The sequence below is a fragment of the Pseudomonas sp. RW407 genome (assembly GCF_003176655.1).
Taxonomy (GTDB): domain Bacteria; phylum Pseudomonadota; class Gammaproteobacteria; order Pseudomonadales; family Pseudomonadaceae; genus Pseudomonas; species Pseudomonas delhiensis.
Genome location: NZ_QGSL01000107.1, coordinates 481992 through 506020, shown reverse-complemented (window position 1 = coordinate 506020; position 24029 = coordinate 481992). Strand labels below are relative to the sequence as shown.

Sequence of the window (24029 nt, the reverse complement as noted above, 5' to 3'; positions counted from 1 at the left end):
GGGGATGGCGAAAGCTGCCTTCCCGCTCTTTCCAGTGTGTGCCCGCCACGCCGGCTGTCAAGCGCGGCGGCTTGGCCCAAATGCCCGGCGCGGCCGTCAGCCGGGCCGTTCACCGGCGCCGCGCAACTTCCTATGGTGCCGTCATCGCCCTGCCGATGAGGCCAGCATGCACGCCACCGACGCCAGCCCCTACCCCCACCTGCTCGCCCCGCTGCAGATCGGCCCGCTGCACCTGCGCAACCGCGTGGTGATGGGCTCCATGCACACCGGCCTGGAGGACCGCCTGTGGGACTTCGGCAAGCTCGCCGCCTACTACCGCGAGCGCGCCCGCGGCGGCGTGGGGCTGATCGTCACCGGCGGCTTCGCGCCCAACCGCGAGGGCTGGCTGCTGCCGCTGGGCAGCGACCTCACCAGCAGCCTGCAGGTGCCGGCGCACCGCCGCCTGACCCGGGCGGTGCACGCCGAGGGCGGGCGCATCCTGCTGCAGATCCTCCACGCCGGGCGCTACGGCTACCACCCGCTGGTGGTCTCGGCCTCGGCGCTCAAGTCGCCGATCAGCTGGTTCGCCCCGCGCGAGCTGTCCGAGCGCGGCATCGCCCGCACCATCGCCGCCTTCAGCCGCTGCGCGCGCCTGGCCCGCGCCGCCGGCTACGACGGCGTGGAGATCATGGGCAGCGAAGGCTACCTGCTGAACCAGTTCCTCTGCCCGCGCGGCAACCGCCGCCGCGACCGCTGGGGCGGCAGCCTGGAGAACCGCACGCGCCTGCCGCTGGAGATCGTCCGGCGCATCCGCCGCGCGCTGGGCGAGCGCTTCGTCATCGGCTTCCGCCTGTCGCTGCTCGACCTGGTGGAAGGCGGCAACACCTGGGACGAGGTGCGCCAGGTGGCGTTGGCGCTGCAGGAGGCCGGCGTCGATGTGCTCAACAGCGGCTTCGGCTGGCACGAGTCGCGGGTGCCGACCATCGTCACCTCGGTGCCGCGGGCGGCCTTCGCCGAGGTGACCGCGCGCCTGCGCCGCGAACTGCGCATCCCGCTGATCGCCAGCAACCGCATCAACACCCCGGAAGTGGCCGAGGCGCTGCTCGCCAGCGGCCAGGCCGACCTGGTCTCCCTGGCCCGGCCGCTGCTGGCCGACCCGCAGTTCGTGCAGAAGGCCGCCGCCGGCCAGCCCGGGCGCATCAACACCTGCATCGCCTGCAACCAGGCCTGCCTCGACCATGCCTTCGCCAACCGCCGCGCCAGTTGCCTGGTCAACCCGCGCGCCGCCCACGAGACCGAGCTGCGCTACCGCAAGGTGCGCCAGCCCAAGCGCATCGCCGTGATAGGCGCGGGGCCGGCCGGGCTCTCGGCGGCCTGCGTGGCGGCCGAGCGCGGCCACCGCGTCAGCCTGTTCGAGGCCAGCGGCGAGATCGGCGGGCAGTTCAACCTGGCCAGGCGCATCCCCGGCAAGGAAGAGTTCGGCGAAACCCTGCGCTACTTCGCCGGGCGCCTGGCCGAGCTGGGCGTGGACCTGCAACTGAACCGGCGCATCGCCCGCGGCGAGCTGCAGGGGCAGTTCGACGAGGTGATAGTCGCCACCGGCATCCGCCCGCGGGCACTGAAGCTGCCGGGCATCGGCCATCCCAGGGTGCTCGGCTACCTGGACGTGCTGAAGGGCGCGCCGGTGGGCAGGCGGGTGGCGCTGATCGGCGCCGGCGGCATCGGCTTCGACGTCGCCAGCTACCTGCTCGCCGAGGGCGAAGGCCCGCAGCCGCTGGGCCAGTGGCTGGGCGAATGGGGCATCGACCTGGACAACAGCACCCCCGGCGGCCTGCGCCAACCCACCCCGGCCGAGCCGAAGCGCCAGCTGTGGCTGCTGCAGCGCAAGCCGGGCACGCCCGGCGCCGGCCTGGGCAAGACCAGCGGCTGGGTGCACCGCGCCCACCTGAAACACCACCAGGTGCGGATGCTGGGCGGCGTGGAATACCTGCGCATCGACGACGCCGGCCTGCACATCCGCGTGGAAGGCCGCGAGCAGTGCCTGGAGGTGGACAACGTGGTGATCTGCGCCGGCCAGGAACCGCTGCTGGAACTGCAACCCACCCAGGCCGCGGAGAACCTACGCCACCACATCATCGGCGGCGCCCGCCTGGCGCGGGAGCTGGACGCCAAGCGGGCGATACGCGAGGGGGCGGAGTTGGCGGCGCGGTTGTGAGGGGGTGTGTTTCGTTGGGGGGCTTGGTGCGGTTCCGAAGAGCGCCCTCTCCCTAACCCTCTCCCTGAAGGGAGAGGGGACCGTTCGGCGTGCTTGATTAGTCCTGAGTCAGCCGAAAACACCTCCATGTTTCCCGGTTAAAACCTTATTCCCCGCCGGCACGGACAAGCCCCCTCTCCCTTCAGGGAGAGGGCTGGGGAGAGGGAACGTGCTCAAACCCAGCTCAAGAGCAACCGGAAAACCCCATTCGCGAGCAAGCTCGCTCCTACGAAAAGCAGCGACGCCTACAAGTGGCGTAGGGCGTATAACCGTTCGCGGTTATACGCCGCCTGACCTTGGCCCCAGGCATGCACGGCGTTCAACCTCGAAGCACCAACCCGGTCACGGCGACCACCCCATCGGCCAGGGTAGCTCCTCGGACTCCAGCAGCGCCTTGATCGCCCCCAGGTCCTTTTCCACCCACTGCGCGTCGCGCGCGAAGGTGGCGTCGTCCATCGCCGGCTGGCGCAGCAGGGTCAGCAGCAGTTCGCAGCCGTCGCCGTTGGCGATCAGGCGCAGGGGGATGTGCACCGGTGGCGCGTCGTCCGGCAGCACGTCGTGGTCCAGCACGCCGAACGGGTTGCGTGGCGAGAAGTGCACCCGCAGCGCCCCCTGCGGCGTCTGCGCCAGCCAGTGATCATCGTCCAGCGGCTCGATGGCGCTGCACAGGCCCGAGGCCCAGCGCGGGAAGTTGCGCGGTTCGGCGAGGAAGTCGTAGGCCACCTGCCAGGGGCGCTCGATGCGCACGGCCAGGGTGCGGGAAGCGAAGGTGCCCATGGTTTCTCTCCAGCGAGGCGGGAGCGTTGCTCCGGTCTGGTGCATACTAGCCGGCTGTTCTTTTCGCTTCGACTGCCAAGGAGTACCCCATGCCCACGCCGCCCTGGTGGATGTTCGTCCTGCCGCTGATCGCCGGCGCCTGCCTGCCGCTGCAGGCGGGCATCAACGGCCAGTTGGCCAAGCAGGTGTCCAGCGTGCTGGCCGCCGCGCTGATCTCCTTCTTCGTCGGCACCCTCGGCCTGCTGGTGCTGACCCTGGCCAACCGCGAGTTCCCCGCCCTGCAGGCGCTGCGCTCTTTGCACTGGTGGCACTGGTGCGGCGGCTTCCTCGGCATGTTCTTCATCTTCATCGCCGCCTTCGCCGCGCCGCGGGTGGGCGCCCTGCTGTTCATGGTGCTGGTGCTGGCCGGCCAGCTGGGCATGGCCATGAGCCTGGACCACTTCGGCTGGGCCGGCTTCAAGGAGAACCCGGTCAGCGCCATGAAGCTCGCCGGCCTGGCCGCCATCGGCGTGGGCATCTGGCTGATCCGCAAGGGCTGAGCGCCATTTCGTCGAAAGCGCGCGCAATCCGCCGTCGAGGTCACTATGATTGCGCGCCCCGCAACGCACCGTGCCGCCGCCATGAGAAAACCGCCGCTGATCGCCGACGCCGACCTCGACCGCCTGGAAACCTGGGCCAAGTACAGCTCGGGCCTGTGCCGCGACTGCCATGCCAGCTGCTGCACCATGCCGGTGGAAGTGCGCATCGGCGACCTCATCCGCCTGGGCGTGGTGGACGAGTTCGAGCGCGAGGAGCCGGCGAAGAACATCGCCAAGCGCCTGAGCAAGGAAGGCCTGATCGAGCGCTTCAACCAGAAGAGCGGCATCTTCACCCTCACCCGCAGCAGCAACGGCGATTGCCTGTACCTGGACCGCAAGACGCGCCTGTGCACCGTCTACGCCAAGCGCCCGGACACCTGCCGCAACCACCCGCAGGTGGGCCCGCGCCCGGGCTACTGCGCCTACCGCAAGAAGCAGGTGTAGGACCGCGGGCGCCGCGGCCCCGCTATACTGCGGCGCTGTTCCGGAGCCCTGCATGAACCCACTGAGCGACGCCTGGCGCGATCGCCCGACCCACCGGCGGGTCTGGGCGCTGGCCGCGCCGATGATCCTGTCCAACGTATCCGTGCCGCTGGTGACCCTGGTCGACAGCGCGGTCATCGGCCACCTGCCCCATGCCCACCAGCTGGGCGCCGTGGCCGTGGGCGGCAGCCTGTACACCCTGCTGGTGGGCGTGCTCGGCTTCCTGCGCATGGGCACCACCGGCTTCGCCGCCCAGGCCGCCGGGCGCGACGACGGCGGCGCGCTGCGGCGCATCCTCGGCCAGGGCCTGCTGCTGGCGATGGGCCTGGCCTTGCTGCTGGGCCTGCTGGCGGTGCCGCTGACGCCCGCGGCCATGGGCCTGATGAACGCCTCGCCGGAACTCGACGGCCTGGCCCGGCAGTTCTTCCACATCCGCCTGTTCGGCCTGCCCGCGGCCCTGGCCAGCTATGCGCTGATCGGCTGGCTGCTGGGCACGCAGAACGCCCGCGGGCCGCTGGCCATCCTGCTGACCACCAACCTGGTGAACATCGCCCTGGAACTGCTCTTCGTGCTCGGCCTGGGCTGGGGCGTGGCCGGCGCCGCGCAGGCCTCGGTGATCGCCGAGTGGAGCGGCGCACTGCTCGGCCTGTGGCTGGCCCGCGGCGCGCTGGGGCGCTTCCCCGGGGTGCCGGACTGGCGCCGTCTGCGCCGCTGGGCCAGCTGGGCGCCGCTGCTGATGGTCAACCGCGACATCTTCATCCGCAGCCTGGCGCTGCAGGGTGTGTTCTTCCTGGTGACCGTGCAGGGCGCGCGCCTGGGCGACGCCACGGTGGCGGCCAACGCCCTGCTGCTCAACGGCCTGATGATCACCTCCTACGCCCTCGACGGCCTGGCCCACGCGGTGGAGGCCCTGTGCGGCCATGCCATCGGCAGCGGCGACCGCCGCACGCTGCGCCGCTCGCTGGTGGTCGCCTGCGGCTGGTCGCTGCTGGCCAGCCTGGCCTTCGTGCTGTTCTTCGGCAGCGCCGGGCACCTGTTCATCGCCCTGCAGAGCGACATCCCCGAGGTGCGCGCGGTGGCCGACCAGTACCTGCCCTACCTCGCCGTGCTGCCGCTGATCGGCATGTGGAGCTACCTGCTCGACGGCCTGTTCATCGGCGCCACCCGCGCCCGCGAGATGCGCAACGCCATGCTCCTGGCCTGCGCCGTGAGCCTGCCGCTGGGCTGGCTGCTGCAGCCGCTGGGCAACCACGGGCTGTGGCTGGCGTTCCTGTGCTTCATGCTGCTGCGCGGGCTGATCCTGGCCCTCTACGCCTGGCGGCTGACGCGCCGCAACGCCTGGGTGGGCGTGCCCTCCACCTGACTGGCAGGCGCCGCCGCCGCGCTCTACAGTGCGAGGCGGCGCATTCGCGATCGCGCCTATGACAACGAAGCCGTGGCCGCGACCACGGCCCATGCCTGACAAGGACCCCACGACATGGCCTCAGCCCTGGTTGCCTACCTGCACTTCGTCTCCATCTTCGTGATGTTCGCCCTGCTGGTGCTGGAGCACCGCCTGTTCCAGCTGCCGCTGGACGCCAAGCGCGCCCGCAGCCTGGTGATCATCGACCTGGCCTACGGCGCCAGCGCCGGCGTCGTGCTGCTCAGCGGCATCGCCCGCACCCTGTGGTTCGCCAAGGGCCTGGACTACTACCTGCACAACGCCGCCTTCCATGCCCTGGTCGGCCTGTTCGTGCTGGTGGCGCTGCTGTCCATCTACCCGACCATGACCTTCCTCAACTGGCGCAACGCGCTCAAGGCCGGCCAGGCCCCGCAGGTCGGCGAGGCCCAGGGCCGGCGGGTGACCCTGGTGATCCGCATCGAGCTGCTGGCGATGCTGATCCTGCCGCTGCTGGCCAGCCTGATGGCCCACGGCATCGGCATGACCGGTAGCTAGAGCAGCCGCGCCAGGCGCTCGCGCAGCGCCTCGCCGGTGGCCGGCGGCAGGCGCAGATGGAAGCGCCCGCGCAGCACCTCGATCAGCTCGTCGACGTCGAGGATGCGCCGCTGCTCGGCGTTGCCCCGGGCATCGCGCCAGCCGAACTGGCCGTCGAGCAGGGTCAGGCGCATGCCGCCCTCGCTGAGCGCCACCCGCAGGCTCTTGCGGAACACACTGTCGGGATGGGTCGAGGTGTACCAGTTGCGCGGCAGGTAATCGACCCAGTACTGCGGTTGCAAGGTGAAGCGGTACAGCGCCTGCCAGCCGCTGGCGGTGTGCAGCGCCAGCTCCAGTTCGTCGCCGTCGTGGGGCGCGATGCGCCAGCCGCCGGGCAGTTCCTCGCCGATCACCAGCGGCAGCGGCCGTGACGGGTTGGCGCCGCCGAAGCCGACGTCCGCCAGGTAGGGCCCCTCCTCCAGCTCGATGCGCAGCAGCAGGTGGCTCTGCTGGGTGCGCTCGACCTCCGCCGGCATGCCCCAGCGCACCCGCGCCACCAGCAGGCTGACGCGGTAGCCGAGGCTGACCAGCAGGCGCGCGAACAGGCTGTTCAGCTCGAAGCAGTAGCCGCCGCGGCCGCCCTCGACGACCTTGGCGAAAACCGCCTCCGGCTCGATGGCGACGGGCCGCTCCAGCAGCACGTCGAGGTTCTCGAAGGGCAGGTGGTGCAGCGCGGCGTCGACCAGGCGCTCGAGCGTCTCCAGGGTCGCGGCCGGCGCCTGCGGCGGCAGGCCCAGGCGCGCCAGGCAGGCCTGCAACTGCTGCGGCGCGAAGGGGGTGAGCGGGGTCATGGGGTTTCTCCTTGGGTCATGGCGTGGGCCTCCAGGCGAAAGCCCGGTTGCCAGCCGAGCCGGTGGCGCGCCAGTGCGGTGCTGACTTCGCCGTCCTGCTCGGCCAGGTTGTAGCACCCGGGTGCGCCCCACTCCAGCGCCAGCAACGCGGCGCGGGCGGCGTCGTCGACGTGCAGGGCCAGGCGCGGGTCGGGTTCGTCGAAGCCGGTGCCCGGGCCGTACAGGCGCCCGTAGCGCAGCACCAGGCCTTCCAGGGGCGCGGCGCCGAGCACGGCGTTCTCCAGCGCGGCGACGCCGCCGACGCTGATGGCGCGGGGGCCATCGGCCGCCAGGTCCAGCGGCTGCCGCTCGTGGTGCGGCAAGGGCCCCGGCGCATAGGCCCAGGCGATGCTCTGCGCCACCAGGCGCCGGGCCCCGGCGGCGCGGGCCGCGGCCACCAGGTTGGCGGTGCCTTCGCGGCGCACCCGGGCGTTGCGCGGCGTGGCCTCGGCCATGCGCGCCGGGTCCAGGCCTGGCGGCAGGTCGGTGAGCTGGTGCATCACCCACTGCGGGCGGAACTCCAGCATGGCACTCTCCAGCGCCGCGCCATCGAAGATGTCCAGCACCAAGGCCTCGGCGCCGGCCGCGCGCAGGGCCTCGGCCCGGGCCGGGTCACGGCTGCTCGCCAGCACCCGGTAGCCGCGCGCCAGCAGCAGGGGCAGCAGGCGCCTGCCCACGGCGCCGGTGGCGCCGGCGAAGAAGATTCTCGTGCACATGTCCGCATCTCGTCTGGGGGTGGATGGGGCCACTCTAGGTGCGCCATGGCACAGTCGACAGAGCCAAGAATCGATCAACAGACTGGGACATGCTCGCGCGACCGATCCGCGCAGCGCCCCCGCGAATGCCACATTTCTCGTCTATAACGAAGGTTCCCGACTCCCCTCGCAACAAGGAAACACCATGAGCAAAGTCTTCGACGTCGCCGTGCTGGTCGGCAGCCTGCGCAAGGAATCCCTCAACCGCAAGGTGGCCCTGGCCCTGGCCGAGCGGGCTCCGGCGAACCTGAAGCTGGAGATCGTCGAGATCGGCCAGCTGCCGCTGTACAACGAGGACCTGGACGGCGACAACGCCCCGGCCAGCTATGCGCCCTTCCGCGAGCGCATCCGCCGCGCCGACGCGGTGCTGTTCGTCACCCCGGAATACAACCGCTCGGTGCCGGGGGCGCTGAAGAACGCCATCGACGTGGGTTCGCGCCCCTATGGCAAGAGCGCCTGGGGCGGCAAGCCGGGCGGGGTGGTCAGCGTCTCGCCGGGGGCCATCGGCGGCTTCGGCGCCAACCACGCGCTGCGCCAGTCGCTGGTGTTCCTCGACGTGCCCTGCATGCAGCAGCCGGAAACCTACCTGGGCGGCGCCGGCAACTTCTTCGACGCCGCCGGCAAGGCCAACGACCAGGTCGGGCCCTTCCTGCAGACCATCATCGACAGCTATGCCCGCTGGGTGGAGAAGATCGCCGGGGCCTGAATCGCGAATTGTAGGGGCCCTGCCCGCGATTCGCGCGCAGGGCGCGCTCCTACATTTGAATGGCGCGGGTGGGGCAGCGTAGGAGCGGATCTCATCCGCGATCCGCGCCGATACGTCCGGCTATCGCAGACAAGGTCCGCTCCTACGGGGAAGAATACCGCGCCTCCCGGCAACCTGTAGGAGCGGGCCCTGCCCGCGATTCGCGCGTAGGGCGCGCTCCTACATTTGAATGGCGCGGGTGGGGCAGCGTAGGAGCGGATCTCATCCGCGATCCGCGCCGATACGTCCGGCTATCGCGGACAAGGTCCGCTCCTACGGGGAGGAATACCGCGCCTCCCGTTCCTACATGGGGAATGTGGGGCGGGGCGGCCTCCCCGCCCCTTCAATCTTCCTCGTAACGCGCCAGGCGCTGGCGCAGGCGGGCGTTGTCGGTGCGCAGTTGCTCCACCTCGTCGAGCAGGCGCAAGGCCAGGGCGATGCCCGGCCAGTCCACCTCGAACTCGCGCTGCAGGCGTACCGCGCGGCGCACCAGGGTCAGCGACTCGACGCTGAACAGCCAGGTGTCGCCACGCCGCTCCAGGGGCTCGACGATGCCCACCTCGACTATCTCCAGCAGCGTCTCGCGCGGCAACCGCGCGCCCTCGCAGAGCTCTTCCAGCTCCAGGCTCAGCAGTATCTCGCTCATGGCCGTTTACCCCACTGGCTGCGTGGATCGAAGGCCGCGCGGGCGGCCAGTTCTTCCCAGTGCTTGCGCGTCTCGCCCTCGGGCGCGCCCTTGGGCATCACCACCTTGAGCACCGCGTAGAGGTCGCCGGCGGCGTCCCCGCCCTTGCCGGCCAGGCCCTTGCCGCGGATGCGCAGGCGCTGGCCGTTCTGGCTGCCCGGCGGCACGCCCAGGGCGATGCGGCCGTTCAGCGTCGGCACCTCGATCTTCGCCCCCAGCGCCGCTTCCCAGGGCGCCAGCGGTACGCCGAGGACGAGGTCGCGGCCGTCGACGTCGAACAGCGGGTGCGGCGCCAGGCGGATGATCAGGTAGAGGTCGCCGGCCGGCGCGCCGCCCAGCCCCGCCGCGCCCTGCCCCTTCAGGCGGATGCGCTCGCCATCCACCACGCCGGGCGGGATGCGCACCTTCAGCGTCTTCTCCACGTCGGGCAGGCGCCGGCCCTGCTCGTCGTAGCTGGGCAGGCTGAAGCGGATCGGCTGCGGCTCGCCGGACTGGCTCTCCTCGAGGAACAGCGGCACCTCCAGCTCGATGTCGCGGCCGCGCCTTTCCCGCCGGCGATGGGCCTGCGGGCCGGCATGGGCACCGAAGATCGATTCGAAGAAGTCGGAGAAGTCCTGCTCCTGGAAATGCTCGGCGCCCTCGAAGCCGCCGGACGGCTGCCAGCCCGGCGGTGCCTCGAAATGGCCGCCCTGCTGGTACTGGCGCAACTGGTCGTACTCGGCGCGCTTCTCGGGGCTCTTGAGCACCTCGTAGGCCTCGGAGACTTCCTTGAAATGCGCTTCGGCGTCCGGTTCCTTGCTGACGTCGGGGTGGTACTTGCGCGCCAGTTTGCGGTAGGCGGTCTTGATCGCCTTCTCGTCGGCGTCCGGCGCCACGCCCAGCGCCGCGTAGTAATCCTTGAAATCCATCGCCTTGCTGCTCCCGGGTCTGGAACTGCAAGCCTAGCCGCTGGCGCGGCAGTCGTCCGCTCGCGACGGCTGATCCGCGTCATGGCATAGTCATTTATCCCCAATGCCCGCAGCGAACCAGGCCATGACCGAGCCCCTCGCCCTGCGCCTGGACCCAAGCCTGGCGCAGCCGATCTACCGCCAGCTCTACGAGCGCATCCGCGAGGCCATCGCCCGCGGCACCCTGCGCCCGGGCGAGCGGGTGCCGCCGGTGCGCGGCCTGGCCAGCGAGCTGGGCGTGGCCCGCGGCACCGTGGAACTGGCCTACCAGTTGCTGACCAGCGAAGGCTACCTGCTGGCCCGCGGCCCGGCGGGCACCGTGGTGTCGCCGCAACTGGCCGGGCGCAGCGCCGAACGCCCGGCGCGCCTGGCGCCCCAGGCCGAGCAGGTGTTCCCCGGGCTGATCGCCCACGGCCCGCAGGTGCTGCCGCTGCAGCTCGGCCTGCCGGCGCTGGACGCCTTCCCCCGCTCGCTCTGGTCGCGCCTGGCCGGGCGCCGCCTGCGCCATGGCACCAGTGTCGAGCTGGCCTACCCCGATCCCTGCGGCTACGCGCCACTGCGCGAGGCGCTGGCCGGTTACCTCAACGTGTCCCGCGGCATCGCCTGCGAGCCGGCGCAGGTGCTGATCTGCGCCGGCTACCAGGGCGCGCTGGACCTCATCAGCCGCACCTTGCTGCAGCCAGGCGATGCCGTCTGGCACGAGGACCCCGGCTACCCGCGCGGGCGCCAGCTGATGGCCGCGTCCGGCGCAGCACCGGTGGCGGTGCCGGTGGACGCCGACGGCCTGTGCGTGGAGGAAGGCCTGCGCCGTGCGCCGGACGCCCGCTTCGCCCTGGTCACCCCTTCGCAGCAGAGCCCCACCGGCGTGGCCCTGAGCCTGCCGCGGCGCCTGGCCTTGCTGGACTGGGCGGCCCAGGCCGGGGCCTGGATAGTCGAGGACGACTACGACAGCGAGTACCGCTACGCCGGCTTCCCGCTGCCGGCGCTGAAGAGCCTCGACCGCCAGGGCCGCGTGCTCTACGCCGGGACCTTCAGCAAGGTGCTGTTCCCGGCCCTGCGCCTGGGCTACCTGGTGGTGCCCGAAGCGCTGCTGGCGCGCTTCGTGCGCAGCCAGCAGACCTTCGCCAACGGCTGCGCCGAGCTGCAGCAGGCGACGCTGTGCGATTTCATCAGCGAGGGCCACTTCGCCCGCCACCTCAAGCGCACCCGCACGCTCTACGCGCAGCGCCGGCAGTTGCTGCGCAGCGCGCTGGAGCGGCGCCTGGGCGAACGCATGCGCTTCGCCGAGCTGCCCGGCGGCCTGCACCTGATCGGCCGCATCGACGGCGACGACAAGGCCATCGCCGCCCGCGCCCGGGAAGCCGGCCTGGGCTTACAGGCGTTGAACAATTGGTGCGTAGAGGCGAAGCGCGAACCGGCACTGGTGATGAGTTTCACCAATGTAAAAGACGAGCGGCAGGCAACCGAATTGGCCAGGCGCGTGGCGGGGGTAATGGAAACGTAGGGCGTATAACCGTTCGCGGTTATACGCCGCTACACCTCACTTATCCCACGCGCCACGGCTGGGCTGGACACCCCAGGCCAGACCCCAGGCCAGCCCGGAAGCGGCTCCGAGGTTGAATCCAGTGCGCGCCTATGGCCAAGGTCAATCGGCGGATAACCGCGAACGGTTATTCGCCCTACGAAATCGCGGACAGAGTCCGCTCCTACGCTGCCCCACCTACCGTTCCTACTAGGAACACCGTCAGGACGACAGGTACGCCGAGCGCGTCAGCCCCAGGCGCAGCGCGTCGAGGAACTGGGTGCGCTCGCGGGCGGTGAGCTTGGCCCCGGCCACCTTGTCGCGGTAGTGGGTCATCAGTTCCTCGGGCGACAGGTGCACGTAGCGCAGCATGTCCTCGATGGTGTCGTGGGTCTCGATGCCGGCGTGGTGGAAGCTGCCGTCGGCGTCCTGGTAGACGTTCACCGAGTCGGTGTCGCCGAACAGGTTGTGCATGTCGCCGAGGATTTCCTGGTAGGCGCCGACCAGGAACACGCCGATCAGGTAGTCCTCGCCTTCCTTCACGTCGTGCACCGGCAGGCTGGTCTCGATGCTCTGCTCGTCGACGTACTGGGTGATCTTGCCGTCGGAGTCGCAGGTCAGGTCCTGCAGCACCGCGCGGCGGTCCGGCTCCTCGCCCAGGCGGTGGATCGGCAGGATCGGCAGCACCTGGCCGATGGCCCAGGTGTCGGGCAGGCTCTGGAATACCGAGAAGTTGCAGATGTACTTGTCGGCGAGCTTGTCGTTGAGCTCGTCGAGCACCTGGCGGTGCGAGCGCTGGCGGGCCTTGAGCTGGTTGTGCAGGCGCCGGCAGATGGCGAAGTAGCACTGCTCGGCCAGGGCCTTCTGGGCCAGGCTGATCTTGCCCTCGGCGTACTGGCTGGCGGCGTCGCTCATGTAGTGGGTGGCGCGCCAGTAGGTCTCGGTGACCATCTCGGCGTCGGTCGGGCCCAGCAGGTCGGCCAGGTACTGGACGATCTCCGGCTGCTCGGCGCGGTCGGTGATCTTCGGCAGCTCGTCGTTGTGCCGCTCGACGTCGGTGACCTGGGTGATCAGCACCGCGTGGTGCGCGGTCAGCGCGCGGCCGCTCTCGGAGAAGATGTGCGGGTGCGGCAGGCCCTGGGCGTCGCAGAACTCCTTGAGCATGCCCACCACCACGCCGGCGTAGTCGTCGATGTCGTAGTTGATCGAGCTTGCGTTGCGCGAGTGGGTGCCGTCGTAGTCCACGCCCAGGCCGCCGCCGACGTCCACGTGGTCCACCGGCAGGCCGAGGGCGCGCAGTTCGCCGTAGTAGCGGATGGCTTCCTTGAAGCCGTGCTGGTAGTCGGCCAGGTTGGCGATCTGCGAGCCCATGTGGAAGTGCAGCAGGCGCACGCCCTGGTCCAGGCCGGCCTTGCGGAAGCGCTCGACCACCGACAGCAGCTGCGCGGCGGACAGGCCGAACTTGGCCTTCTCGCCGCCGGTGTCGGCCCACTTCGAGGACGCCAGCGAGGACAGCCGCACGCGCAGACCGACCTGCGGCAGCACGCCGACGTGCTCGGCCTCCTCGATCACCAGCTGCACCTCGGACTCCTTCTCGATGACGATGAAGACATTGTGCCCGAGCTTCTGCCCCATCAGCGCCAGCTTGATGAACTCGCGGTCCTTGTAGCCGTTGCAGACGATGGTCCCGCCCTTGGGCGCCAGCGCCAGCACCGCCATCAGCTCGGGCTTGGAACCGGCCTCAAGGCCAATGGAGACGTTCTGCGTGGCGATGATGCTTTCCACCACCGCTTCCTGCTGGTTGACCTTGATCGGGTACAGCGCGGTGTAGCGGCTGCCGTACTCCAGGCGCGCGATGTTGGCGTCGAAGGCGCCGGTCAGCTTGCGCACGCGGTCCTGCAGGATGTCCGGGAAGCGCACCAGCAGCGGCAGCGACAGGCCCGCCTCGCGCAACTGGCCGACCAGCGCGTGCAGGTCGATCGGCTGGGCGTCGGCACCCTGCGGGCGCACCTCGACGTTGCCGGCGTCGTTGATCGCGAAATAGCCGGCGCCCCAATGGCGGATACCGTAGATGCTGCGGCTGTCCGCCACCGTCCAGTTGCTGCCGTCGTCTTTGCGGGTCCGTCTTGCGGCCATGCGCGGGTGTCTCCTGAAAAGAAAGTCGAGCGCCCGGCGCGGGTAGCGCGCGGACGCAACAAGCCTATACGTCGGGTATGACGTTGCCGTGTTGACCGCCATCTCTGGCGGTAGTTTAGGAAAGCGTGGCGAACTCGCGAGCGCGGCGCATCTCCCATCTAGGGAACGGGCTGGCCGGCATGCCGGCGCCGTGCGCCGCTGCCTAACCCGTTCCCTGCAGGGGAGAGACGAATCAGCCGCCGGATTTCTTAGCCTTGAAGCCGCGCTTGGCCAACTCTTCGAGGAGCAGCTCGACGTGGTCGCCCTGGATCTCGATGATGCCGTCCTTCAGCGCGCCGCCGGTGCCGCAACGCTTCTTCAGCGCGCTGGCCAGTTCCTTGAGGGCATCTTCGGCCAGGGGCACGCCGCTGACCGTGGTCACGGTCTTGCCGCCGCGGCCCTTGGTCTCGCGGCGCACGCGGGCGATGCCATCGCCGGCCGGGACCACGGACTGCTTGCAGGTGCAGGCGCCAATGGGCTGCTTGCAGTCCGGGCAATGCCGGCCCGCATCGGTGGAGTAGACGAGCCCGCCGAGGGCGGACAGGGAGGATGCTTTCTTGACCACCGGGCGTTTTCCCCAGGATTGGCCTCTAAGGGCCAGGTCAACGAATGATCGGCTGGCGCCGACCGCGACGCCCCACTCAGGCAGGGGCTGCGCATTCCCGCCGGAGGACCCGGGCGGAAAGGTCGCGCAATTTACCAGCATTGGAGGCAAATGCTAAGAGTGGAAATGCGTCATTGATCGGCGGATTGGCGACATGCCCCCATGGCACCCTCAAAAAGCACCCTCACCCCGGCCCTCTCCCGCTTGCGGGGGAGGGCCGGGGTGAGGGGCTCTTCAGCTTTCCGCTTGCAGCCTGCCGCCTGCCGCCTGCCGCTCAAGAAGCCAAATAAAGCCTCAAAGCCTGCAAAGAGTCCGGACAGTACAAAGCCCCGGCACCAGCCTCCTCCAAAGCCACCCCCGGCGCGACGAAGCGCGCCTCCAGCACCTCTTCCGGCTGCAGCTTCAGCGGCCCGTCCCAGGTGGCGGAGAACACCGCGCACCACAACCGATTACCCGGCTCGTCGAAGAAGAAGGTGCCATGCTCGCGCAGCTCCACGCCGGCCACGCCCAGTTCTTCCTCCAGCTCGCGGCGGGCCGACAGGGCGTAGCTCTCGCTGGCCTGGACCATGCCGCCGGCGGCGGCGTCCCAGTAGCCCGGGTACACCGCCTTGCTCAGGCTGCGGCGGTGCACGCAGAGCTGCCCGGCGCCGTCGAACAGCAGGATGAAGGTGCCGCGGCCGATCAGCCCGCGCTCGCGCAGCTGGGCGCGCGGCAGCTCGCCCAGCAACTGGTCGCGCTCGTCCACCCAGGCGATCAGTTCCCGGTCCGAGGCCAGCCGGTGGGCGGCCTCGGCGGCGCTGACGAGGTCCATCAGCCCTGCGCCAGCAGCTGCCGCAGATCGATGATCGCGGCGTTGGCCCGGGAGATGTAGTTGGCCATCACCAGCGAGTGGTTGGCCAGCACGCCGAAGCCGCCGCCGTTGAGCACCATCGGGCTCCACAGCGGTTCCTGGGTGGCTTCCAGCTCGCGGATGATCTGCCGCACGCTGACGGTGGCGTTCTTCTTCGCCAGCACGTCGGCGAAGTCGACCTCGATGGCGCGCAGGATGTGCGACAGCGCCCAGGCCTGGCCGCGGGCCTCGTAGAACACGTTGTCGATCTGCAGCCAGGGGGTTTCCTGCAGTTCCTCGTCGACCTGCGGCGCCTGCCCGGGGGCCAGCGGCGCGGCGGCATTGATGTTGGTGTTGAGCTTGACCCGGCCGACGCTGGCCGAGAGCCGCTGGGACATCGAGCCCAGGCGGGTGGAGACGTCGCCCAGCCAGTTGTTCAGGCTGTCGGCGCGGGCATAGAACTGCGCGCTCGGCTGCTCGGCGGAAAGCCGCGCCAGGTAGCGGTCCAGGGACTTGATGCCCTCGGCGTACTCCGACTCGGAGGACGGCAGCGCCCAGCTTTTATTGTCGAAGTTGAAGCGCGGCTCGGCGCGGGCCAGGTCGGCGTCCTCGGTGGACTGCGACTGCGAGCGGGCGAAGTCCTTGCGCAGGGCGCGGGACAGATCGCGGGTCTGCACCAGCACGCCGTATTCCCAGCTGGGCATGTTGTCCAGCCACAGGCCCGGCGGGAAGATGTCGTTGGACAGGTAGCCGCCCGGCTTGTTCAGCACGGTGCTGACCACTTCCTTGAGGGTTTCCACGGTGGTGTAGCCCACCACCATCTGCCGCCCGGCGCGCTCGGCGGCCTGCTGGGCGTGTTGCTGCACGGGGAACAGGTCCGGCTCGCGGCTCCAGTACCAGCCGACCAGGCCGGCGACCACCAGGTAGGCGCCCAGCAGCCCGCCCACCACGCGCGCCAGCCAGGGCCCGCCGAAGTAGGCGCGCACATCGTCAACCCTGTCGTCGACGCGCTCGCGCACCGAGCCGCCGCGATTCTTCCAGTTCCACATGGCAAAGTCCTTGGTTCGACTAACGGAAAGAGGTTGGACCGCCAGCCTCGCCACAGGTGCCGGACGATGCCGCGATCCAGGCGCACTAGCATGCCGCAGTCGGCGCCCTAAGGGCAGCCTACCCTCTGCATGGCACGCGTGGCGATCCTTGACCGACATCACTGGAATTGCCAGCGGCAAATGGTAGCATGATGCCATCATCGCTCCGGCGACTCTCGCCACCGCGTCAGCCCCCACAAGAAGCGCGCCATGACCGAGCACGACGATCCGACCCGTGATCGCTTGAAACACCATTTCGCCCAGCGGGTGATCCACCAGGCCCGGCACGTGCTGGAGATCTGGCAGCAGCTGAGCCGCTCGGAATGGACCGCCAGCGGCATGCTCGACCTGCGCGAGGCCGCCCTGCGCCTGCAGCGCTACGCCGAACGCTTCGAGCAGGCCGAACACGCCCAGCTGGCCGCCGCCATCGGCGCCGGGCTGGACGCCGTGGCGGAAAACCGCGGGCGCCTGTCCAGCGAGCTGATCAACGAGTTCGCCCAGCTGATGCTGCGCCTGTCGCGCACCGGCCTGCGGCATGGCGACCAGCTCGAGCACACCCAGCTGCCGCCGCTGCGCAAGCCGGTCTACCTGGCCCTGCAGGACGCCGAGCGCGCCGAGCGCCTGGCCCAGCAGTTGGAGTTCTTCGGCGTCCACGCGCAGTTGTGCGAGAACGCCGCGGCCTTCCGCGCAGCCATGGCCGAGCGCCACCCGGCGGCGCTGCTGATGGAGGTCGACTTCGCTGGCGCAGGCCTCGGCCTGGCCCTGGCCGAGGAGGTGCAGGCGGGCCTGACGCACAAGCTGCCGGTGCTGTTCTTCAGCCACGAGGAAACCGACACCCCGACGCGCCTGGCCGCGGCCCGCGCCGGTGGCCAGGAGTTCTTCAGCGGCACCCTGGACGCCTCCGGGGTGCTGGAGAAGATCGAGCTGCTCACCCGCGTCGCCCACTACGACCCCTTCCGCGTGCTCATCGTCGACGACTCGCGGGCCCAGGCGGCGCACACCGAGATGGTCCTCAACGGCGCCGGCGTCGTCACCCGCGCGCTCACCGCGCCGCTGTCGGTGATGGCCGAGCTGGCCGAGTTCCAGCCCGACCTGATCATCCTCGACATGTACATGCCCGAATGCCTGGGCACCGAGCTGGCCAAGGTGATCCGCCAGCACGAGCGCCACGTCAGCGTGCCGATCATCTACCTGTCGGCCGAGGACGACCTGGACAAGCAGCTGGACGCCATGAGCGAGGGCGGCGACGACTTCCTCACCAAGCCGATCAAGCCGCGCCACCTGATCGCCACCGTGCGCAACCGCGCGGCGCGGGCGCGCAGCCTCAAGGCGCGCATGGTGCGCGACAGCCTCACCGGGCTGTACAACCACACCCACACCCTGCAGTTGCTGGAAGACGCCAGCTACCGCTCGCGCCGCGAGGGCCGCCCGCTGACCTTCGCCATGCTCGACATCGACCACTTCAAGAAGGTCAACGACAGCTACGGCCACCCCATGGGCGACCGGGTGATCAAGAGCCTGGCGCTGTTCCTCAAGCAGCGCCTGCGCAAGACCGACCACATCGGCCGCTACGGCGGCGAGGAATTCGCCGTGGTGCTGCCGGACACCGACAGCACGGCGGCGCACAAGGTGCTGGAGGAAATCCGCCAGCGCTTCGCCGAGATCCGCTACCCGGCCAAGCCCGCCGACCTGGCCTGCACCTTCAGCTGCGGCATCGCCCAGCTGGGCCGGGACGAGGACGTCACCGTCCTGGCCCGGCGCGCCGACGAGGCGCTGTACCGCGCCAAGCACGGCGGACGCAACCGCGTCGAGGTGTTCGCCTGATCCCGCGGATCGGCGGATAACGCCGTAGGCGTTATCCGCCCTACGCCGGGGGTGGGCTCGGCGTAGGGCGCATAACCGTTCGCGGTTATCCGCCGCTTGACCTTAGCCATGCCCCGCTCGGTGATGGGCACGAAGCGCCCTTGAAGAGCGCGCCAGACTCAACCACGACGCCCCGTGGGATGGGTTGAGCGAAGCGATACCCATCGCGACTCCGCCCCCCATCGGCCCACACGCACGGCTTTTAGTAGGAGCGAGCAAGCTCGCTCCTACTAAAAGCATTTCGACGCAGCCGGCAAGCACTTGCGCGCCCGATTGCCGCAGGCCCGGGAACCCCGGCGGCGCGCGCCGGTCGCAGTGCGGTCGCTCACGTCTTGTCACAGCCGGCCCCGCCGGGGTGGCCAGGGGCCGGGCGCATTCGGCTATCATGCCGCCACCCAGAAAGCCCGCGAGAGTTCCATGCGCCGCCTGCTGACCCTGCTCCTGTTCCTGGTCGCCCTGCCCGCCACGGCCGGCCTGTTCGACAAACCGGCCCCCGCCGCCCCCGGCTTCGGCGCCACGGCGCCGGCCGACGGCAAGTTCCTCCCGGTGGCCGAGGCCTTCCACCTGAGCGTCGAGGACAGCGACGCCCAGCAGGTGTTGCTGCGCTTCGTCAACGCCGAGGGCTACTACCTCTACCGCCACCGCATGAAGTTCCAGGTCGAGCCGGCCGAGGTCAGCCTCGGCGAGGTGCAGCTGCCGCCGGGCAAGGCCCACCACGACGACTACTTCGGCGACTCCCAGGTCTACTACGCCATCACCGACGTCAGGGTGCCGGTGAACAACCCGCGGAAGCTGCCCTACCGCCTCACCGTCACCTACCAGGGCTGTGCCGACAAGGGCCTGTGCTACGCCCCGGAAACCGCCCAGGTGCAGGTCTCCGCCAGCGGCGAGGCCAGCCTCGGCGCCAAGCCCGCCGCCGCGGCCAGGGCCGCCGTGGATTCCGGCGAGCCGGCGGTGGTCGACGACCTGCTGGCGCTGCTCAAGGGCGAAGGCAGCGGCAAGATCAAGAAGCTCGACCGCGGCCTGCTGATCGCCTTCCTCGCCGGCCTGACGCTGACCTTCACCCCCTGCGTGCTGCCGATGCTGCCGATTCTCTCCGGCGTGGTGCTGCGCGGGCGCCCGGGCGGCATGCGCGGCTTCACCCTGTCGCTGGCCTACGTGCTGCCGATGGCGGTGTGCTACGCCGTGCTCGGCGCGCTCATGGGGCTGTTCGGCGCCAGGCTCAACCTGCAGGCGATGCTGCAGTCGCCCTGGGTGCTGGTGCCCTTCGCGGCCTTCTTCGTGGCCTTCGCCATCGCCATGTTCGGCGTCTTCGAACTGCGCCTGCCGGGCTTCCTGCGCGAGCGCCTGGACCGCATGGCGGCCGACACCCGCGGCGGCTCCATCGCCGGCGCGGCCACCCTCGGCGTGCTTTCCAGCCTGCTGGTCTCGCCCTGCGTCTCGGCGCCCCTGGCCGGCCTGCTGCTGTACATCGGCAGCACCGGCGACGCCCTGGGCGGCGGCCTGCTGCTGTTCGCCCTGGGCCTGGGCATGGGCACCCCGCTGGTGATCTTCGGCGCCGGCGGCGGCGCCGTGCTGCCGAAATCCGGGGCCTGGATGACCGGCGTGCGCAACTTCTTCGGCGTGCTGCTGCTGGCGGTGGCCATCTGGCTGCTGGAGCGGGTGCTCTCCGGTCCGGTGAGCCTGGCCCTGTGGGGCGCCCTGGCCGGCGGCGTGGCCATCGCCCTGGGCACCCTGGAGCTGGTGAACAAGACGCCGCTGCAACGCGGCGCCCAGCTGCTGGGCCTGATGTTCCTGGTCTACGCCCTGGCGGCCTGGGCCGGCGCCCTGCGCGGCGAATCCGACCCGCTGCACCCGCTGGGCCGCTCCGAACCCTCCAGCCACGCCGGGCCGCCCAGCTCGACGCCCGGCCAGTGGCAGAACCTGACCACCCCGGCGCAGCTCGATGCCGCCCTGGCCGATGCCAGCGCCAATGGCCGCCCGGTGCTGCTGGACTGGTACGCCGACTGGTGCATCAGCTGCAAGATCATCGAGCGCCAGGTGCTGCCGGATGCCGACGTCCAGGCGCAACTGGCCGGCTACCGGCTGCTGCGCTTCGACATGACCGAGAGCACCGCCGAGCAGCGCGCCCTGCTCGACCGCTACAACCTGTTCGGCCCGCCGGCGCTGCTGCTGTTCGCCGCGGGCGGCCAGGAACACAGCGACCTGCGCATCGTCGGCGAGACCAACGCGGCCACCCTGGCCGCCCATCTGCGGCAGGCGGGCGCGCGCTAGAGCGCGCCTCATATTTCTGCAGCAATCATCAGGCAACATGCCGACATCTACTGCAAAACCGGCATGACTGGACAGTCACGACCGGTTTCCGGCATAGTCCCGGCCAATTTCCAATCCGCGCGACGAGAGAACAATAAGCCGATGGCCACCCTACTGGTCCTGCACGGGCCCAACCTGAACCTGCTCGGCACCCGCGAACCCGGCGTCTACGGCTCGGTCACCCTCGAGCAGATCAACCAGGACCTGGAGCGCCGCGCCCGCGAGGCCGGCCATCACCTGATGTACCTGCAGAGCAACGCCGAGTACGAACTGATCGAGCGCATCCACGCCGCCCGCGGCGAAGGCGTGGACTTCATCCTCATCAATCCGGCGGCTTTCACGCATACGAGTGTCGCCCTACGTGACGCGTTGCTCGCGGTGAGCATCCCATTCATCGAAGTGCACCTGTCCAACGTGCACAAACGTGAACCTTTCCGGCATCACTCCTACTTCTCCGACGTGGCGGTAGGGGTGATCTGCGGCCTGGGAGCCACAGGCTATCGCCTGGCCCTGGAATCCGCCCTCGAACAACTTGAACGCCCGTGACCATCACCTGGGAGTGCGAACGCTAATGGACATCCGTAAAGTCAAGAAACTGATCGAACTGCTCGAAGAATCCGGTATCGACGAGCTGGAAATCCGCGAAGGCGAAGAGTCGGTACGCATCAGCCGCCACAGCAAGGCCGCCGCCCAGCCGATCTACGCCGCCGCGCCGGCCTACGCTCCGGCTCCGGCCGCGGCGCCCGCCCCGGTCGCCGCCGCCCCGGCCGCCGAAGCCGCACCGGCCGCCGCCCAGCTGAACGGCAACGTCGTCCGCTCGCCGATGGTCGGTACCTTCTACCGTTCGCCGTCGCCGACCGCCGCGCCCTTCGTCGAAGTCGGCCAGAGCGTGAAGAAAGGCGACATCCTGTGCATCGTCGAAGCCATGAAGATGATGAACCACATCGAGGCTGAGACCAGCGGCGTCATCGGGCAGGTCCTGGTGGAAAGCGGCCAGCCGGTCGAATACGACCAGCCGCTGTTCACCATCGTCTAAGCCGCGGGGAACCTGCGATGTTGGATAAAGTACTGATCGCCAACCGCGGCGAAATTGCGCTGCGCATCCTGCGCGCCTGCAAGGAGCTGGGCATCAAGACGGTCGCGGTGCACTCCACCGCCGACCGCGAGCTGATGCACCTGTCCCTGGCCGACGAGGCCGTGTGCATCGGCCCGGCCCCGGCCGGGCAGTCCTACCTGCACATCCCGGCGATCATCGCCGCTGCCGAAGTCACCGGCGCCAACGGCATCCACCCGGGCTACGGCTTCCTCGCCGAGAACGCCGACTTCGCCGAACAGGTGGAGCGTTCCGGCTTCACCTTCATCGGCCCCAGCGCCGACGTGATCCGCCTGATGGGCGACAAGGTCTCGGCCAAGGACGCCATGAAGAAAGCCGGCGTGCCCACCGTGCCGGGCTCCGACGGCCCGCTGCCGGAAGACGAGGAGACCGCCCTGGCGATCGCCCGCGAGGTCGGCTACCCGGTGATCATCAAGGCCGCCGGTGGCGGTGGTGGTCGCGGCATGCGCGTGGTGCACAGCGAGGAAGACCTGATCAAGTCGGCCAAGCTGACCCGCACCGAGGCCGGCGCCGCCTTCGGCAACTCCATGGTCTACCTGGAGAAGTTCCTGACCAACCCGCGCCACGTGGAAGTCCAGGTACTCTCCGACGGCCAGGGCAACGCCATCCACTTGGGCGACCGCGACTGCTCGCTGCAACGCCGCCACCAGAAGGTCCTCGAAGAAGCGCCGGCACCGGGCATCGACGAGAAGGCCCGTGCGGAAGTCCTCGAGCGCTGCGTTCGCGCCTGCGTCGAGATCGGCTACCGTGGCGCCGGCACCTTCGAGTTCCTCTACGAGAACGGCCGCTTCTACTTCATCGAGATGAACACCCGCGTGCAGGTGGAGCATCCGGTGTCGGAGATGGTCACCGGCATCGACATCGTCAAGGAGATGCTGCGCATCGCCTCCGGCCAGAAGCTCTCGGTCCGCCAGGAAGACGTGGTGATCCGTGGCCACGCCCTGGAATGCCGGATCAACGCCGAGGACCCGCGCACCTTCATGCCCAGCCCCGGCAAGGTGAAGCACTTCCACGCCCCCGGCGGCAACGGCGTGCGCGTCGACTCGCACCTGTACAGCGGCTACACCGTACCGCCGAACTACGATTCGCTGGTCGGCAAGCTGATCACCTACGGCAAGGACCGCGACGAAGCCATGGCGCGCATGCGCAATGCCCTGGACGAGCTGATCGTCGACGGCATCAAGACCAACATCGACCTGCACAAGGACCTGGTCCGCGACAAGGAATTCTGCAAGGGCGGCGTGAACATCCATTACCTGGAGAAGAAGCTGGGTATGGACAAGCACTGATATCGGCTACAGGCTATAGGCTTCAGGCGACAGGCCGGTATGTCGCCCCCTGGGCCTGGAACGATTATCGACGGGAGCGACCAAGGTCGCTCCCTTTCTTTTTCCTGCGGCCTGCAGCCTGAAGCCTGCAGCCGCTCCCGAAGGGAGCCTTTCATGCCCTGGGTTCAAGTCCGCCTCGCCATCACCCCGGAGCAGGCGCCCACCTACGAGGACGCGCTGCTGGAAGTCGGCGCCGTCTCGGTGACCTTCATGGATGCCGAGGACCAGCCGATCTTCGAGCCGGACCTGGGCACCACCCCGCTGTGGACCCACACCCACCTGCTGGCCCTGTTCGAGGACGGCACCGACGAGGCCGCGCTGCTGGCGCACCTGCAGTTGCTGACCGGCGGCGAGCTGCCCCGGCACCAGGTCGAAGTGGTCGAGGACCAGGACTGGGAACGCAGCTGGATGGACAACTTCAAGCCGATGCGCTTCGGCCGCCGCCTGTGGATCGTGCCCAGCTGGCACGAGGCGCCGGAGCCGGACGCGGTGAACCTGCTGCTCGACCCGGGCCTGGCCTTCGGCACCGGCACCCACCCGACCACCGCGCTGTGCCTGGAGTGGCTGGACGGCCAGGAGCTGGCCGGCGACACCGTGCTGGACTTCGGCTGCGGCTCCGGCATCCTCGCCATCGCCGCGCTGCTGCTGGGCGCCAGGCAGGCGCTGGGCACCGACATCGACCCGCAGGCCCTGGAGGCCTCGCGCGACAACGCCACGCGCAACGGCATCGACCCGGCGCTGTTCCCGGTCTACCTGCCGGCCGACCTGCCCGCCGGGCAGGCCGATGTGGTGGTGGCGAACATTCTCGCCGGTCCCCTGGTCTCACTGGCAGGCCAGCTGACTTCCCTGGTCAAGCCGGGCGGCCGCCTGGCCCTGTCGGGCATCCTCGCCGAACAGGCCGAGGAAGTCCGCGCCGCCTACGCCGACGCCTTCGAGCTGGACCCCACCGCCGAGCGCGAGGGCTGGGTACGCATCAGCGGCCGCCGCCGCTGAACCGCGGTGGCGGCCAACTGCCCGCACGCCGAGGCTTGAGTTAGACTAAGCGACCGTTTATCGCCGGACCGCCGCATGAGCGACAGTTTCATCACACAGTGCCCGCATTGCCTCACCAGTTTCCGCGTCAACCAGGCGCAGCTGGGTGCGGCCAATGGCGCTGTGCGCTGCGGCGCCTGCCTCAAGGTGTTC

23 protein-coding genes are annotated in these 24029 nt (G+C 69.8%); 14 read left to right on the top strand and 9 right to left on the bottom strand.

Features of this window, described 5'->3' with window-relative positions; genetic code table 11:
• The first annotated feature begins 166 nt into the window (after nt 1-166).
• Nucleotides 167-2194, top strand: coding sequence for an NADPH-dependent 2,4-dienoyl-CoA reductase (locus DK254_RS26275; protein WP_109936176.1), 2028 nt, complete (start codon nt 167-169; stop codon nt 2192-2194).
• A gap of 381 nt (nt 2195-2575) precedes the next feature.
• Here DK254_RS26275 and DK254_RS26270 read toward each other — a convergent pair whose 3' ends face one another.
• The gene (locus tag DK254_RS26270; protein ID WP_109936175.1) at nt 2576-3010 is read right to left on the bottom strand and encodes a polyketide cyclase; all 435 of its coding nucleotides are present in this window, start codon (nt 3008-3010) and stop codon (nt 2576-2578) included.
• Nucleotides 3011-3099: 89 nt separating this feature from the next.
• On the opposite strand from DK254_RS26270, the gene DK254_RS26265 reads away from it, so the two are divergent.
• The 4 genes from DK254_RS26265 (at nt 3100) to DK254_RS26250 (ending at nt 6007) form a co-directional block, all read left to right on the top strand.
• Entirely contained in the window at nt 3100-3549 is a 450-nt protein-coding gene (locus tag DK254_RS26265) for a DMT family transporter (protein WP_109936174.1), read from the top strand.
• Between the two features lie 81 nt (nt 3550-3630).
• Nucleotides 3631-4032: a YkgJ family cysteine cluster protein gene (locus tag DK254_RS26260; RefSeq protein WP_109937304.1), complete on the top strand. Its 402-nt coding sequence runs from the start codon at nt 3631-3633 to the stop codon at nt 4030-4032.
• Between the two features lie 52 nt (nt 4033-4084).
• On the top strand, nt 4085-5434 hold the full coding sequence (locus DK254_RS26255) for an MATE family efflux transporter (protein WP_109936173.1): 1350 nt from the start codon (nt 4085-4087) through the stop codon (nt 5432-5434).
• Nucleotides 5435-5548: 114 nt separating this feature from the next.
• Nucleotides 5549-6007, top strand: a complete 459-nt coding sequence (locus DK254_RS26250) for a DUF2214 family protein (RefSeq protein WP_109936172.1) — start codon at nt 5549-5551, stop codon at nt 6005-6007.
• On the opposite strand, the gene DK254_RS26245 is transcribed toward DK254_RS26250, so the two are convergent.
• Together DK254_RS26245 and DK254_RS26240 are read right to left on the bottom strand one after the other, a co-directional pair.
• Complete coding sequence (locus tag DK254_RS26245) at nt 6004-6837, bottom strand: arylamine N-acetyltransferase (protein ID WP_109936171.1); 834 nt, start codon at nt 6835-6837, stop codon at nt 6004-6006. The genes DK254_RS26250 and DK254_RS26245 overlap by 4 nt on opposite strands.
• Nucleotides 6834-7592 carry an NAD-dependent epimerase/dehydratase family protein gene (locus DK254_RS26240; protein WP_109936170.1) on the bottom strand — a complete coding sequence of 253 codons (759 nt, stop codon included), beginning with the start codon at nt 7590-7592 and terminating at the stop codon, nt 6834-6836. The genes DK254_RS26245 and DK254_RS26240 overlap by 4 nt, the downstream gene beginning before the upstream one ends.
• Nucleotides 7593-7776: 184 nt before the next feature.
• On the opposite strand from DK254_RS26240, the gene DK254_RS26235 reads away from it, so the two are divergent.
• On the top strand, nt 7777-8337 hold the full coding sequence (locus tag DK254_RS26235) for an NADPH-dependent FMN reductase (RefSeq protein ID WP_109936169.1): 561 nt from the start codon (nt 7777-7779) through the stop codon (nt 8335-8337).
• Nucleotides 8338-8719: 382 nt separating this feature from the next.
• On the opposite strand, the gene DK254_RS26230 is transcribed toward DK254_RS26235, so the two are convergent.
• Nucleotides 8720-9022, bottom strand: coding sequence for a chaperone modulator CbpM (locus DK254_RS26230; protein WP_109936168.1), 303 nt, complete (start codon nt 9020-9022; stop codon nt 8720-8722).
• Complete coding sequence (gene cbpA, locus DK254_RS26225) at nt 9019-9969, bottom strand: curved DNA-binding protein (RefSeq protein ID WP_109936167.1); 951 nt, start codon at nt 9967-9969, stop codon at nt 9019-9021. The genes DK254_RS26230 and cbpA overlap by 4 nt, the downstream gene beginning before the upstream one ends.
• 124 nt (nt 9970-10093) lie before the next feature.
• On the opposite strand from cbpA, the gene DK254_RS26220 reads away from it, so the two are divergent.
• Nucleotides 10094-11512, top strand: coding sequence for a PLP-dependent aminotransferase family protein (locus tag DK254_RS26220; protein ID WP_109936166.1), 1419 nt, complete (start codon nt 10094-10096; stop codon nt 11510-11512).
• 240 nt (nt 11513-11752) lie between these two features.
• Here the strand turns inward: DK254_RS26220 and speA are convergent, their stop codons facing one another.
• The 4 genes from speA to DK254_RS26200 form a co-directional block, all read right to left on the bottom strand.
• Nucleotides 11753-13666 carry an arginine decarboxylase gene (gene speA, locus DK254_RS26215; RefSeq protein ID WP_109936165.1) on the bottom strand — a complete coding sequence of 638 codons (1914 nt, stop codon included), beginning with the start codon at nt 13664-13666 and terminating at the stop codon, nt 11753-11755.
• A gap of 232 nt (nt 13667-13898) precedes the next feature.
• Nucleotides 13899-14270: a translation initiation factor Sui1 gene (locus tag DK254_RS26210; protein WP_109936164.1), complete on the bottom strand. Its 372-nt coding sequence runs from the start codon at nt 14268-14270 to the stop codon at nt 13899-13901.
• A gap of 313 nt (nt 14271-14583) precedes the next feature.
• Nucleotides 14584-15120 carry an NUDIX hydrolase gene (locus tag DK254_RS26205; protein WP_109936163.1) on the bottom strand — a complete coding sequence of 179 codons (537 nt, stop codon included), beginning with the start codon at nt 15118-15120 and terminating at the stop codon, nt 14584-14586.
• Nucleotides 15120-16187: a DUF2333 family protein gene (locus tag DK254_RS26200; protein ID WP_109936162.1), complete on the bottom strand. Its 1068-nt coding sequence runs from the start codon at nt 16185-16187 to the stop codon at nt 15120-15122. The genes DK254_RS26205 and DK254_RS26200 overlap by 1 nt, the downstream gene beginning before the upstream one ends.
• A gap of 249 nt (nt 16188-16436) precedes the next feature.
• Between DK254_RS26200 and DK254_RS26195 the strand changes: the two genes are divergently transcribed.
• The 7 genes from DK254_RS26195 to DK254_RS26165 form a co-directional block, all read left to right on the top strand.
• Nucleotides 16437-18050 carry a PleD family two-component system response regulator gene (locus DK254_RS26195; RefSeq protein WP_109936161.1) on the top strand — a complete coding sequence of 538 codons (1614 nt, stop codon included), beginning with the start codon at nt 16437-16439 and terminating at the stop codon, nt 18048-18050.
• Between the two features lie 456 nt (nt 18051-18506).
• Nucleotides 18507-20363, top strand: coding sequence for a protein-disulfide reductase DsbD (gene dsbD, locus DK254_RS26190; RefSeq protein WP_109936160.1), 1857 nt, complete (start codon nt 18507-18509; stop codon nt 20361-20363).
• A 141-nt stretch (nt 20364-20504) separates the two neighbouring features.
• Entirely contained in the window at nt 20505-20948 is a 444-nt protein-coding gene (aroQ, locus tag DK254_RS26185; protein ID WP_009613296.1) for a type II 3-dehydroquinate dehydratase, read from the top strand.
• A 25-nt stretch (nt 20949-20973) separates the two neighbouring features.
• Nucleotides 20974-21438 (top strand): acetyl-CoA carboxylase biotin carboxyl carrier protein, encoded by a 465-nt coding sequence (gene accB, locus DK254_RS26180; protein WP_109936159.1) that lies wholly within the window; start codon nt 20974-20976, stop codon nt 21436-21438.
• Nucleotides 21439-21455: 17 nt separating this feature from the next.
• The gene (gene accC, locus DK254_RS26175; protein ID WP_109936158.1) at nt 21456-22805 is read left to right on the top strand and encodes an acetyl-CoA carboxylase biotin carboxylase subunit; all 1350 of its coding nucleotides are present in this window, start codon (nt 21456-21458) and stop codon (nt 22803-22805) included.
• Between the two features lie 153 nt (nt 22806-22958).
• Nucleotides 22959-23837: a 50S ribosomal protein L11 methyltransferase gene (prmA, locus tag DK254_RS26170; protein WP_109936157.1), complete on the top strand. Its 879-nt coding sequence runs from the start codon at nt 22959-22961 to the stop codon at nt 23835-23837.
• A gap of 75 nt (nt 23838-23912) precedes the next feature.
• Nucleotides 23913-24029: MJ0042-type zinc finger domain-containing protein (locus DK254_RS26165; protein ID WP_146219680.1), on the top strand; the 117-nt coding region annotated here is incomplete at its 3' end.